11 protein-coding genes and 1 pseudogene are annotated in these 12,601 nt (G+C 59.8%); 8 read left to right on the top strand and 4 right to left on the bottom strand.

Going from position 1 to position 12,601, the window contains the following annotated elements; translation table 11 throughout:
* The first annotated feature begins 315 nt into the window (after positions 1-315).
* Positions 316-573, top strand: coding sequence for a carboxyltransferase domain-containing protein (locus OO258_RS27050; RefSeq protein ID WP_266034922.1), 258 nt, complete (start codon positions 316-318; stop codon positions 571-573).
* A 218-nt stretch (positions 574-791) separates the two neighbouring features.
* Here OO258_RS27050 and OO258_RS27055 read toward each other — a convergent pair whose 3' ends face one another.
* On the bottom strand, positions 792-929 hold the full coding sequence (locus tag OO258_RS27055; protein ID WP_266034926.1) for a hypothetical protein: 138 nt from the start codon (positions 927-929) through the stop codon (positions 792-794).
* Positions 930-2,058: 1,129 nt separating this feature from the next.
* Here OO258_RS27055 and OO258_RS27060 point away from each other — a divergent pair.
* Both OO258_RS27060 and OO258_RS27065 read left to right on the top strand, forming a co-directional pair.
* Positions 2,059-2,952 carry a LysR family transcriptional regulator gene (locus OO258_RS27060; protein WP_266034929.1) on the top strand — a complete coding sequence of 298 codons (894 nt, stop codon included), beginning with the start codon at positions 2,059-2,061 and terminating at the stop codon, positions 2,950-2,952.
* 683 nt (positions 2,953-3,635) lie between these two features.
* Positions 3,636-4,127 (top strand): DUF1543 domain-containing protein, encoded by a 492-nt coding sequence (locus OO258_RS27065; RefSeq protein WP_266034932.1) that lies wholly within the window; start codon positions 3,636-3,638, stop codon positions 4,125-4,127.
* 103 nt (positions 4,128-4,230) lie between these two features.
* Here the strand turns inward: OO258_RS27065 and OO258_RS27070 are convergent, their stop codons facing one another.
* The 3 genes from OO258_RS27070 to OO258_RS27080 all read right to left on the bottom strand — a co-directional run bounded on the left by OO258_RS27070 (position 4,231) and on the right by OO258_RS27080 (position 8,308).
* Entirely contained in the window at positions 4,231-5,601 is a 1,371-nt protein-coding gene (locus OO258_RS27070; RefSeq protein ID WP_266034934.1) for an MFS family transporter, read from the bottom strand.
* A gap of 276 nt (positions 5,602-5,877) precedes the next feature.
* Positions 5,878-6,801 (bottom strand): LysR family transcriptional regulator, encoded by a 924-nt coding sequence (locus OO258_RS27075; protein ID WP_266034936.1) that lies wholly within the window; start codon positions 6,799-6,801, stop codon positions 5,878-5,880.
* A 214-nt stretch (positions 6,802-7,015) separates the two neighbouring features.
* Positions 7,016-8,308, bottom strand: coding sequence for a dicarboxylate/amino acid:cation symporter (locus OO258_RS27080; protein ID WP_266034938.1), 1,293 nt, complete (start codon positions 8,306-8,308; stop codon positions 7,016-7,018).
* A 489-nt stretch (positions 8,309-8,797) separates the two neighbouring features.
* Between OO258_RS27080 and OO258_RS27085 the strand changes: the two genes are divergently transcribed.
* The 5 genes and pseudogenes from OO258_RS27085 to OO258_RS27105 form a co-directional block, all read left to right on the top strand.
* Complete coding sequence (locus OO258_RS27085) at positions 8,798-9,328, top strand: thiamine pyrophosphate-binding protein (protein WP_266034941.1); 531 nt, start codon at positions 8,798-8,800, stop codon at positions 9,326-9,328.
* On the top strand, positions 9,316-9,912 hold the full coding sequence (locus tag OO258_RS27090; protein WP_266034944.1) for a thiamine pyrophosphate-dependent enzyme: 597 nt from the start codon (positions 9,316-9,318) through the stop codon (positions 9,910-9,912). The genes OO258_RS27085 and OO258_RS27090 overlap by 13 nt, the downstream gene beginning before the upstream one ends.
* 71 nt (positions 9,913-9,983) lie before the next feature.
* A complete protein-coding gene (locus OO258_RS27095) occupies positions 9,984-11,150 on the top strand; it encodes an acyl-CoA dehydrogenase family protein (RefSeq protein ID WP_180688120.1) in 1,167 nt (388 codons plus the stop codon).
* A gap of 56 nt (positions 11,151-11,206) precedes the next feature.
* The gene (locus OO258_RS27100) at positions 11,207-12,403 is read left to right on the top strand and encodes a CaiB/BaiF CoA transferase family protein (RefSeq protein ID WP_180688121.1); all 1,197 of its coding nucleotides are present in this window, start codon (positions 11,207-11,209) and stop codon (positions 12,401-12,403) included.
* 52 nt (positions 12,404-12,455) lie between these two features.
* A pseudogene (locus OO258_RS27105) lies at positions 12,456-12,601 on the top strand (electron transfer flavoprotein subunit beta/FixA family protein); the annotation flags it as partial.

Genomic DNA, 12,601 nt, shown 5'->3' on the forward strand with positions numbered 1-12,601 from the left:
GTAAACGCTTTGATTTCAAGTGCCCGATCGAAGTCATGGGCGAGGTGATGCAGGAAGCCTTGGTTATGCGGCATGATGCTCCAGCTTTAATTCAATAACCGTGTTGCACTCAGCTCCTGCAACCGCCGGGTGTTACCGAACCAGTCCTGACCGCTAGTGCTTTTCAGGATGTGAATATCGACCAGGGTATCTGGGCTAAGCAAACCCCTGGACCCGTAGATAACCCAGCGGTTGTGGTTAGCCACCGCTAAATCTGGCTGTGGCGATGGGGTCACTTGCATGGCCCCATCGCCTGCATAACCTAGGAGGTTCAACATGAATGCGAGCCCGCTGCCTACTCCGAAGATCTGTTTTCCCGGGGGTAACTATTTGCACTTCGACGTAACCGCCAAAAATTTCAACTTGCCGGCTCAGGATCAGCTCACGCGGATCAAAAGAAAGGTCTTGAAAACAATCAAGGGTATTGAAGACATCAACCTCGGCCTGAACCACATGACGATCCTTTACAACCCCTATAGGATTTCTCCAATCAGTTTGGCTAACGATCTGCGGAAACTCTGGTTTGCCACGTGATCGTCGAAGGTAACTCCGAGTCAAATTATTCGTAATGGCAGACTAAAGCTCATAGGAGTTTAATCACTCGCTAGCACATGCTCGACTTAAGCGAGGCAAGCCTGAGCGTCGCTCAGGTATTGATTACGCCAAGAACGTAACCTTCTGCTCTCGAAAGCGACGCTCGGAAAGAAGATCGGACGTCGAGATGAGCCGACTCTAACCGTGGAAGGTTAAGGTTAAGCTTTGAGAAAAGGAATTCGACCTACGTTAATGTCATTGGCAACTGCAGCTCGGTCCGCATAGCCGAAAGAAATACCAAAAAGCATTGAAATTTCCGAGTCGATGCCCAGCGCCTGCGGCAGGAACTCGCGCATGGATCGACGATGACGTACTACATGGCTGAAATGGTGACTGGACGAATTCATTGCACGGACTCAGGGAGTGAAAAGGTCGAGCAGGCGATGCCGGTTCAGAGTGAGGATAAATAGGCATTGGGTCGCAACTATAACTACTCGTAGTTGTGAATCGATCAGCTCTGCTGCGGCCTGTACCCCCTGCCGTCCGCGCGGAAGCAGTATCCCTTCGCGGCCCGTGGCCCATGGTGAGCGCAACTGAATTGATTCATCATCCCGTCCGCCGCCTCTGAAGTCATCCACAACATGCTCATCGGTGCGATGCTCGAGACCACATATCGCTCCGCGTCGCTCGACTAACCTCCCCGCGCCCCCAGACTGCTCACAATTGCTCTGAGTATTAGTGCGACGCTTTCAGAGCGAAACGATGCAAGGAGGAATCGCGTCGAAACCTGTCGCAAGCCCCTGATTAAACCGGAACAAACCCCTGGAACCATTGTCACCAACATTGGATCCGAAAATGATTGTCGGAACCCGGCTCGCTTGACAGGGGGCCTGCATCCACGCCTCCGCCAGCGATTCTAGGATGAACGCAGCTGGAGGCTGTGTGCCATGATTTCAATCAGAAGCTCCTACCACCCGATTGATGCCGCAATTTTGTGGTGTGGTCTTGCCGACTACCAAGACGAGATATTGCGTGTCGACGTGTCCCAACCGGGTTGTCTGCGAAAGCATTTTCCGCAGTGGCCTGCACTACAGAAGCACCTTGAGTGTATCTGCGACGCAATCATCTGTGGTGAGCTGCCCGCGACGTTTTTGGGACACCCGATCACATCAGACCACCAAGTGCGTCATGAATATTGCTCAGTACGGCGTGCCGACTTAGTGGTCTGGTTCGTGCGTACTGCGGTCAGCATGTGCAAACCAAACGCACTGCCGCTCCAGCACTGGCAGTTCAAACAGTGGCAGGCATACAGCGGCGGTAATTGCTGCGCCACGATCTCAAGGGTGACTTGCCCACATCGGCACTGACCGGTGATTCTCATGCGTTGCTTCCTTACAATGACGCCTGGAAAAATGTGGGCGCATGATCGCTGTTCACGGGCTCGAGCAGAAGATCAAATTAGGAGCAACTGTTGGCTAAAAATGTATGAGCGGCATTGAATGGGAAAGTCAGCGTGTATTTCTCGCCGTGTTGCGCTCTGGCAGCCTGAGCGGCGCGGCGAAGTTGCTTGGTATCGCACAGGCCACCGCGCGTCGGCGCCTCGACCACCTTGAACACGCTCTCGGTGTGAGCCTGTTCACCCGCACACCTCTTGGTCTGACGCCTACCGGCGGAGCGCAGCGCCTGATCGAACATGTGGAGGCCATGGATCTGGCCGCGCAAACCTTCAACCGCATGGCCAGCTCAGAAGCGTCGGTGGATCACGGTACGATTCGATTGACCTGTGGAGAGTTGCTGGGTGTCGAGGTACTGCCCGATCTGCTACGCCCTTTCCATTATGAACACCCCGGGCTCAAACTTGAATTGAGCATAAGCGATGCCCTTGAAGACATCGCCAGGCTGCAATCCGATGTTGCGGTGCGGCTGGTACGGCCCAATGAAGCGGATATAACGGCGCGGCGTGTCGGCAGCTTGCAGATTGGCATCCATGCCAGTGCCGGGTGCCTGGAGAGGTACGGTAATCCAGCCTCCCTGCTGTCGCTGCGCCAGCGCCCGCTGATCGGGCCGGACAGACGCTCCCCAGATTTGCGTCGGTTGGTCGACGCTGGTCTGTGCAATGCCGACCAGCATTTCGCCATCTCCTCGGATCATCACCTTGCTCAACTGGCCGCTCTGAAAGCCGGCTTGGGCTTCGGACTCTGCCCGACGCAAATAGCAACATCCCACGGCCTGGTACATGTGCTGCCACACGATTTTGGCTTCGAGGTAGACGTGTGGATCGCGATGCACAACGACCTGCGCAAAATCAACAGGATCGTAAAGGCGTTCGAGGTTCTTGGAGAGCAGTTGCATCAGTACCTAGGCTTGGCCGATCAGTGAGACGCGTAGACGGTGACATCCACTGTTTGGCCTCAACGGCAATGGGTGGGTAGCTTTCGTTCGTGACATAAGGGCCGATAGACACAGACCCTCCTTGCTTCCGGCGATCCCACTATGGAGGTACACTGAAATCCAGTGTGCGCCACCTCGATCCTGTCAGAAATCGCCGATCTCGATCGCGCATCCATTAGCGGGTATCGAGGGTATTTTTGCGGGTATATTTCTGTTTTTTTTAGTCAGAAGTACCGCCCTAGAGCCCAGTCCAAATGTTTTTTGGCGACCCTGACAGTCTTTGAGCCGCTCGGTGCTGGGCGGACGGAGAGAGCTATGAACCTTCGGCCCTGCCCGTATCACCCCCCGGACCAAAGTCAGCGCACCACACGTCACGCTGGAGAATCTATCCAGATGTGAAAAATAGGGCGGCATCATGCCGATCTGGCTGGCAAACTCCACACGCTCTCAACGGATTTGAAGAACCCGTTTCGATCACATGGCCAGTGACGCTGAAACTCGCCAGCGCACCCAAACCCCTCAGCGTGGTGCAGCGTGACGCTTACTCCTTGGCAGACAACGTCACGGTCCAGGTCGGTATCGAAAAACAGTCAGGTCAGCCTCACCGCCTTGCCCGTCAAAGCAACGCTGACACTCTCCCGGAACGCGTCCCCCCCCAGAAGGAATTGCTCATGCTCTACGTAGTCATGCTCGGTGGCCGCCACCCCCGGGCCAGTATCGAGGTACACGACGTGCTGTTCGCGCAGGCAAACTCCCTGCAGCAGGCATACCCGCAACTGCGCGAAGGCTGGTTCGGCAGCCGTGCGGGCCTGCACATCGACTCGTGGCTGGAAGTCGACGGTATCGATCGCTACCGTGTCACATTCAGCCAGCTCGCGCCGGGCCCGGATGATCCGCGGCTGTTCTTCATCAACCTGGGCGGCTACGAGCCGCAGGTGTTTGGCGAGGCGCACCGCTACTTGCTGATAGTGGCCAGGGACAAGGCCCAGGCCAAGCAACTGGGCAAGCAACGCATGCAGGCAGGCTGGCTCAAGCCGCATACCGATGCAGTACTGGAGGTAGACGATTGCCTGCCAGTCGACCTGGTGGGCGGGCGTTATGTGCACTTGATCGAAGGTGCACATGGCGGGCTGCGTCAATACAGCGACTACATCCTGCTCTGAGGTTAAAACACCGTTCTACCGGCGGGAATCGGGTGGCCAGCGAGTGCGATGGGAAAACAAAAGCCGGGGCTGCATGCAGACCCGGCTTTTGCGTGGCCGGGGCTCAGCCCCGAGCGTTGGAGTACGCAGGGCCGCTGCGCAGGCCGGTGTGCTCCTCCACCGCGCCGGTGCCATCCAGGTAACCATGCTTGCGCAAGTCTGGCATGAGCACGGCTGCCAGCAGGGTAATGGCGCTCATGGCCGCCACGTAGTAATAGAAGTACGACTCCACCCCCGCCCCGCGCAACGACAGCGCCACGTACTCGGCTGTACCGCCGCAAAGCGCATTGCCCAGTGCATAAGGCAAGCCCACCCCCAGTGCGCGCACGGTGGCGGGATAAAGGTCAGCCTTGAGCACGCCGGTCACCGGCGTATAGAACGCTGCAATGAGCAGCCCGAGCATAACCAGCGCGAAGGCTTCGTAAGGGTTACTGACGCTCTTCAGGCCCGTGAGCAACGGCACGATCAACAGGCTCGACAGCAGGCCGAAGGCAATCATGCTGTTACGCGAGCCGATCCGGTCGGCGATCATCCCGAACACCGGCTGCAGACACATGAACACCACCAGCGCGGCGGTCATGATGAAGCTGACCGTCGAGGGGTCGAAGCCGGCCGACACCACCAGGTATTTCTGCATGTAGGTAGAGAACGTGTAAAAGTGCAGCGAGCAACCAGCCGTGATGGCAATGGTCAGCAGCACGGCTTTCTTGTGCTTCATCAGCGCCTTGATCGAGCCGGCTTCCTTGTGTTTCGCGCCTTGGGCATGGGCTGTCTCCAGCATTGAGCGGCGCAGGTAGACCACCACCAGTGCACTGACCGCACCGATGAAGAACGGTATCCGCCAGCCCCAGGCCTTGAGATCTTCGAGCGGCAGCACATTCTGCAGCACCACCACCGTCAGCAGCGCCAGGAGTTGGCCGGCAATGATCGTGAAGTACTGGAACGAGCCAAAGAAGCAGCGCTTGCCCTTGCGGGAAATCTCGCTGATGTAGGTGGCCCCGGTGCCATATTCAGCACCCACCGAAAGCCCCTGCATCAGGCGGGCAACCAACAGCAGCACTGGAGCAGCCATGCCGATGGATTCGTAGGTGGGCAGCAGGGCGATCATCAGCGAGCCGCCGCACATCAGGAACACAGAGATGATCATGGAAAACTTGCGACCACGGGTGTCGGCCAGGTATCCGAAGATCCACCCACCCAGGGGGCGCATGAAGAAGCCCACGGCGAAAATCCCGGCGGTCGCCAGCAACTGTGTGGTCTGGTCGCCCTGGGGGAAGAACAGGGCTGCGAAGTAGATCGAAGTGTAGGCGTAGATGAAGAAGTCGTACCACTCCACCAGGTTGCCGGAACAGGCACCGAGTATGGCGCGTATCCGTTGGCGGTTGGTCAGGTTGCGGATATCAGGCGCAGCGGGATTGTTATTGTTGGCGTGCATGGGTAACTCCAGATCTTGGGCAAACGCAAGGCATGAACGACAGCGTTGGTTTACGTTCGATGGATCGGCGTGGAGTCGTGGCGGGAGATAGCAAGCGGTGAAAGGCAGGGCGATGGAACGCGGATCATGAGTGGCACCTTCTGGGATCTATTATTTTACAAGTCAGCGAAAGCGCACTGACTTTTATTCCCGAGCAAAACTACGCCCTCGTCTGGGGAGCGGCCAGACCCGCTGCCCTCTAGCAGCTATGCCGCGATTGAATAGCTGGCTGCAGCTTCAGAGCATGTGCCCTGCCCAGATGCCTTCGGCCACCAATTCCGAGGCGATGTCGACGAAGGTCTGGCCGACATAGCGGGTTGCCGGGCTCACCTGGCGGTCGGCGGGCAATACCAACACCAGTTTGCGCATGGGCGTGGGGTCGACCAGCGGTGCGGCGCACAGCGTGCCGTCATTCAAGCGCGAGTAGATCGACGCCAAGGGTAATGCCGTGTAGCCAAAGCCATTCCGGACCAGGTCGATCATCGCACCGAACGAATCCGCCTCGACGCTGGTGGTGATCTTGAATCCGCGCTCCAAGGCACATTGGTCCATGATCTTGCGCAGCCCATGGCGGGGGCTGGGCAGGACCATCGGTTCACTGGTCAACTGCGCGAAAGGGATCGCCGTGTCGAGGGTCAGCCCGGAATCGGGAGGGCCGACCAACACAAGGTTTTCCATCATCACCGGTTCGATGCGCAGGGTATGCAGCGGCTGTGGATCGTAGGAGATGGCCAACTCCAGCTCGCCGCGCTGCAACCAGTCGAGCAGGTAGCCGCTGAAGGCCGATGAGAAGCGAATGGAGAGGTCCGGGTGGGTATCGCAGATGCGCTTGACCAGCGGCACGGTGACGATCTCGGCGATCGTCGGCGTGGTACCGATGGCGACCATGCCGCGAAAGGCCGCGCGCCCGCCAGCGACCGAAGTACGAATGGACTCCAGCTCGTTCATGATGCGGGTGGCCCGCTCAAGCACCTCGAGCCCCGCCGCAGTGATTTCCATCCCACGGCCATGGCGCTCGAACAGGTAAACACCCAGCTCCTTTTCCAACTGCCGTATTTGCCGGCTCAATGCCGGTTGTGCGACATGCAGCCGGTCCGACGCCTTGCTCAAGCTGCCCAGTTCAGCCACGTGGATCAGGGTTTTGAGTTGCGTTACGTCCATCGGTCAACCACTGGCAAGGAAAGGAGCGCCTCTGAAACGGCGTGTTTGACAGTCTAAAGACAGCCTCTGGCGCCAGCTATAGCATTTGAGCATAGCAGCTAGAACCCCATGCGAACCCCTCGGGCTGGCCACACACGTGTGGCCGCACGGATGAATGCCCTGTTCCACCCGCTGCAGTCGCCCGCAGGTTTCCAGTGCCCGCCAAGCGCCGACCTCAAGCTGTTGAACGCTCTACTTCCGGGTCAGTGGCGCGTGGGCTCGCCGGCTGTGCGTCCGGTTCCTGCAGCTCCCCTTCCCACTTGGCCACTACCGCAGTGGCGATCGAGTTGCCGACGGCGTTGGTAGCCGAGCGCCCCATGTCGAGGAAGGTGTCGATCCCCAGGATCAACAGCAGCCCCGCTTCAGGAATATCGAACTGCACCAGGGTTGCGGCAATCACGACCAACGATGCCCGAGGCACCCCGGCGAGCCCCTTGGAGGTCAGCATCAAGGTAAGCAGCATGAGGATCTGGGTGCTGAGGGTCATCTCGATTCCGTACGCCTGGGCGATGAACAGCACGGCGAAGGTGCAGTACATCATCGAACCGTCCAGGTTGAAGGAGTAGCCCATGGGCATCACGAAACTGGAAATCTTGCGGCTGACCCCGAACCGATCCAGTGCCGAAAGCAGTTTTGGATACGCCGATTCGGAGCTGGCGGTGGCGAACGCCAGCAGGAACGCCTCCTTGATGAGTGCGAGCAAGGCGAACACCCGCCGGCCCAGGAACATCGCGCCGGCCAGCACCAGCAACACCCAGAGCAAGAGCAAGCCCAGATAAAAGTCGCGCATGAATACCGCGAACGTAGCCAGGATCGACAAGCCGTTGACCGCCACCGTTGCGGCCATGGCCGCCATCACTGCCAAGGGCGCCAGCTTCATGACGTAGCCCGTGATCAGCAGCATGGCCTGCGCCAGCTCATCGGTCAGGCGCACCAGGCCTTTGGCTTTTTCGCCCAGCGCCGCCAGGGCGACCCCGAAGAACAGCGAGAACACCACGATCTGCAGGATTTCGTTGTTGGCCAGGGCCTCGGCGAAGGACCTGGGTACCAGATGGGTGACAAAGGCCTTGAGGGTAAAGGCCGAGGTCTGCAGCGAAGTGGTTTCGCTGGCGTCCGGCAGCGGCAGTGCCAGGTGCAGCCCCGGCTGCAAAATGTTGGCCATCATCAAGCCGACCGCCAGCGACAGCAGCGAGGCTGTCATGAACCACATCATGGCCTTGCCGAACACCCTGCCTACCGCACCAGCGTCGCCCATATGGGCGATGCCAACCACCAGGGTGGAAAACACCAGCGGCCCGATCAGCATCTTGATCAGCCTGAGGAACACATCCGATATCACCGAGATGTAGCCCGCGGTATGGGCAGCGGCGGCCTTGTCCGGGCTGGTGAGAAAAATGACGTAGCCGATCACCACACCGAGAAACATGGCCAGCAGTATCCAGCCCGCCAACGGTAGTCTGCGTTTCATTGAGCACCTGTATTCAAGCAATAAGATCCGACACTGCCTGGGCAGTGCATTACGGAACGAAATAGGACAGTGCAAGGTGCCGGAACCGGCATGGTGAGGATGGCGTATCGGCCAATGGCGGCTCTGTAGTGAGCCACCCGACGAGCGTGCGCAGGTAACGAAACAACATCGACGACCCCCAATTTTATTGTTGTTTTGATTCGACTGCGGCTCGGCCGCGATCGAGTCGACAACCTAACGTCTTCGCCGATGCCCCATAAGCGCTGCTGGTGTCTATCAGCTATGCCCGCTTTCTATAACGCCAGCTTCCCCTGCCCGAGCCATGCCTGACCCTATGCGGCGAGCGGTCGCAGCGAGCGTCGACCTGCCGTTGCATGAGCCGACCTATGCCGCAACGGCATATCTCAAAGAAAAAAACGGTAGTCGTCGTGCACGGCAACTCCCCCCATGATGAGGAAAAACAAAAGCAGCACTGCCGGGAGAGACCCCATGTCATCACAAGAAGCTGAACAGAACTGGCAAGAGGACGTGTTCCGCGTTCTCAAGGCCCACGGCGTCAAGCACGTCGTGTTCGTCCCGGATGCCGGCCACTCGGCGGCCATCCGCATGTCCTACGCGGACCCCGATATCAAGGCCGTTGTGCTGACCACCGAAGAAGAAGGCATCGGCTACCTGGCCGGCGCCTGGTTGGGCGGCGAACGCGGCGCCCTGCTGATGCAGTCGAGTGGCGTCGGCAACTGCATCAACACCCTTGCCCTGCAGAACTGCGCCGGCTTCCCGCTGCTGATGGTGGTGACCATGCGTGGCGACTGGGCCGAGTTCAACGCCTGGCAGAACCCCATGGGCCAAGCCACCGAAGCCTCCCTCAACTTGATGAAGGTGATGACCTGGCGCGCCGACCAGCCAGAGGACGTAGCCCCCCTGCTGCACGGCGCTGCCACCATGGCCTTCAATGGCGATGCCGCCACCGCCCTGCTGCTTGGCCAGCGTCTGATCGGAGAAAAGAAATGGGTCAAGTAAGCGCTAATCACGTGCTGTGCCGCCGTGAAGTCGTCCGTACCTTGCTGGCCGATCGCAACGATGTGCTCGTGGTCACCGGCCTGGGCTCTGCCTCCTATGATGTGATGGCGGCGGGCGATCACGACAACAACTACTACCTCTGGGCCGCCATGGGCAGCGCCATCACCGTAGGCCTGGGCCTTGCCAATGCCCAGCCAGACAAAAGCGTGGTGGTGGTCACCGGTGACGGCGAACTGCTGATGGGTTTTGGTGCCCTGGCCACCGTTGCCCTGCAACAGCCGAAGAACCTGACCATCGTGGTACTGGACAACGGCCACTTCGGCGAGACAGGCATGCAGGTCAGCCACGCCGGTTTCGGCATTCAGTTGGACCAGGTTGCCAACACCTGCGGTTTCGCCTGGACTCAGGAAATTCGTGAGATGGACGGTGTGCATGCCTTGCGCGAGCGTTTCGCCAACCGTGACGGGGTCAAGCTGGCGACGGTGAAAATCAAGGCTGAGAACCCACCCCGCGTACTGCCGCCGCGCGATGGTTATTACATCAAGAACCGCTTCCGCGCCGCTCTGGGCTTTGCGCCTATCTGACCGTGTTACAGGGCCGGCCGGCCGCCGAACCACGATGACGCTGCCGGCCCGGCCCACCCAGGAGAATGATGATGCACGACAACAACAGCAATGAAGAACTCAACGCCATTCGCGAGGGGGTGCGTGCCCTGTGTGGCGACTTCCCGGCCGAGTACTGGCGCAAGATCGACGAGGAAAAGGGCTTCCCTGAAGCCTTCGTCAAGGCCATGACTGACGAGGGTTGGCTGTCGGCGATGATTCCCGAGGAGTTCGGCGGTTCCGGCCTGGGCCTGGCCGAGGCTTCGGTCATTCTCGAAGAGGTCAATGCCTGCGGCGGCAACTCTGGCACCATCCATGGCCAGATGTACAACATGTTTACCTTGCTGCGTAACGGCAGCGACGAGCAGAAGCGCTATTACCTACCCAAACTGGCCAGCGGCGAACTGCGGCTGCAATCGATGGCCGTGACCGAGCCGTCCACCGGCACCGACACCACCAAGATCAAGACCACTGCGGTTCGCAAGGGCGACAAGTACGTGGTCAATGGCCAGAAGGTGTGGATCTCGCGGGTGCAGCATTCAGACCTGATGATCCTGCTGGCACGCACCACCCCGCTCGCCGAGGTGACGAAAAAAGTCGATGGCATGTCGATTTTCCTGGTCGACCTGCGCGAGGCCATCGGCAACGGCCTGACCGTGCAGCCGATCGCCAACCTGGTGAACCACGAGACCAACGAGCTGTTCTTCGACAACCTGGAAATCCCAGCCAGTAGTTTGATTGGTGAAGAAGGCAAGGGCTTCCGCTACATCCTCGACGGCCTCAACGCAGAGCGCACCCTGATTGCCGCCGAATGCATCGGCGATGGCCGCTGGTTTGTCGAGAAAGCCAGCCAGTACGCCCGTGACCGCGAGGTGTTCGGCCGGCCAATCGGCAAGAATCAGGGCGTGCAGTTCCCCATCGCGGAAGCCCACATCGAGATCGAAGCCGCCGACCTGATGCGCTGGCGCGCCTGTACCGAATACGACAGCGGGCGCAACGCAGGGGCGGCCGCCAACATGGCCAAGTACCTGGCCGCCAAAGCCAGTTGGGAGGCCGCCAACGCCTGCCTGCAGACCCACGGCGGCTTCGGCTTTGCCAATGAATATGACGTCGAGCGCAAGTTCCGCGAGACCCGCCTGTACCAGGTTGCGCCCATCTCGACCAACCTGATCCTGTCCTATGTGGCTGAACACCTGCTGGAACTGCCACGCTCGTTCTGATCCGGACTGCCCCCCGTTACCCACGAGGGCTTGCCATAACAAGAGAGACGACCACCATGAGCCAGTCCATCCGCCCCCTTGACGGGATCACAGTCATCAGCCTCGAGCACGCGATCGCGGCGCCCTTCTGCACGCGCCAGCTAGCCGACCTGGGCGCCCGGGTCATCAAGGTGGAGCGCCCTGGCAGTGGCGATTTTGCCCGGGGCTACGATCAGCGTGTCAACGGCCTGGCCTCGCATTTCGTGTGGACCAACCGCTCCAAAGAAAGCCTGGCCCTGGACCTCAAGCAGGAGATCGCCGGCGACATCCTTGATCAGTTGCTGGAACAGGCTGATGTGCTTGTGCAGAACCTGGCACCGGGTGCAGCTGCGCGCCTGGGGTTGACCTTCGAGGCGCTGCACACGCGCTTCCCCCGGTTGATCGTCTGCGATATCTCCGGGTACGGCGCAGGCGGCCCTTACGAACAAAAAAAGGCCTACGACCTGCTGATCCAGAGCGAAGGTGGCTTTCTGTCGGTCACTGGTGGGCCGGGCGAAGACGGGATGGCCAAGGCCGGTAACTCGATCGCAGACATCGCCGCTGGCATGTATGCCTACACCGGCATCCTCTCGGCGGTACTCCTGCGCGAGAAAACCGGCATCGGCAGCCAGGTGGAAGTGTCGATGCTCGAGGCGTTGGTGGAATGGATGAACTACCCGCTCTACTACGCCTACGAGGGCGCCGCACCACCACCACGTGCGGGCGCGGCGCATGCGACCATCTACCCGTATGGCCCCTTCCCGGTCGGCGACGGCAGCACCGTCATGCTGGGGCTGCAGAACGAGCGCGAGTGGCAGCTGTTCTGCGAACAGGTGCTGCAGCAGCCAGAGCTGGCCGCAGACGAGCGCTTCAGCGCCAACTTCAAACGCGTAGCCAATCGCGATGCGCTGCGCGGGTTGATCGTCGAGGCCTTTGCTGCGCTGGACTTCGACACCGTGATCCGGCGCCTCGATGGGGCCAGCATCGCCAATGCCAAGGTCAATGACATGCAGGGTGTCTGGGCCCACCCGCAACTGCAAGCCCGGGACCGCTGGCGTCGCATCGACACTGCCGCCGGATCAGTGCCCAGCCTGCTGCCGCCGGCCACCAGCAACGCCTATGCACCGCGCATGGACCCGGTCCCCGCACTGGGCCAGCACAGCGAAGGCATCCTTGCCGAACTCGGCCTGCCCCAAGAACGTATTCAGCAACTGCGCAATTCAGGGGTCATCTGACCCCCGTGTTCTTCATTCGTTGCCATTGCTCAAACACAGAGTATCCCTGCCTATGAAAGTGCTGGTCGCAATCAAACGAGTGGTCGACTACAACGTCAAGGTTCGCGTCAAGGCGGACAACTCCGGCGTCGACCTTGCTAACGTCAAGATGTCCATGAACCCCTTCTGCGAAATCGCCGTGGAAGAAGCCGTACGCCT

It is taken from the genome of Pseudomonas sp. DCB_BI, from assembly GCF_026240995.1.
GTDB lineage: Bacteria > Pseudomonadota > Gammaproteobacteria > Pseudomonadales > Pseudomonadaceae > Aquipseudomonas.

Bases quoted from the DNA above. Each gene is read 5' to 3' on its own strand.
- OO258_RS27055 (WP_266034926.1), bottom strand. From the start codon at position 929: ATGCGCGAGTTCCTGCCGCAGGCGCTGGGCATCGACTCGGAAATTTCA.
- OO258_RS27070 (WP_266034934.1), bottom strand. From the start codon at position 5,601: ATGCACGCCAACAATAACAATCCCGCTGCGCCTGATATCCGCAACCTG.
- OO258_RS27095 (WP_180688120.1), top strand. From the start codon at position 9,984: ATGCACGACAACAACAGCAATGAAGAACTCAACGCCATTCGCGAGGGG.
- OO258_RS27085 (WP_266034941.1), top strand. From the start codon at position 8,798: ATGTCATCACAAGAAGCTGAACAGAACTGGCAAGAGGACGTGTTCCGC.
- OO258_RS27100 (WP_180688121.1), top strand. From the start codon at position 11,207: ATGAGCCAGTCCATCCGCCCCCTTGACGGGATCACAGTCATCAGCCTC.
- OO258_RS27075 (WP_266034936.1), bottom strand. From the start codon at position 6,801: ATGGACGTAACGCAACTCAAAACCCTGATCCACGTGGCTGAACTGGGC.
- OO258_RS27065 (WP_266034932.1), top strand. From the start codon at position 3,636: ATGCTCTACGTAGTCATGCTCGGTGGCCGCCACCCCCGGGCCAGTATC.
- OO258_RS27080 (WP_266034938.1), bottom strand. From the start codon at position 8,308: ATGAAACGCAGACTACCGTTGGCGGGCTGGATACTGCTGGCCATGTTT.
- OO258_RS27090 (WP_266034944.1), top strand. From the start codon at position 9,316: ATGGGTCAAGTAAGCGCTAATCACGTGCTGTGCCGCCGTGAAGTCGTC.
- OO258_RS27050 (WP_266034922.1), top strand. From the start codon at position 316: ATGAATGCGAGCCCGCTGCCTACTCCGAAGATCTGTTTTCCCGGGGGT.
- OO258_RS27060 (WP_266034929.1), top strand. From the start codon at position 2,059: ATGAGCGGCATTGAATGGGAAAGTCAGCGTGTATTTCTCGCCGTGTTG.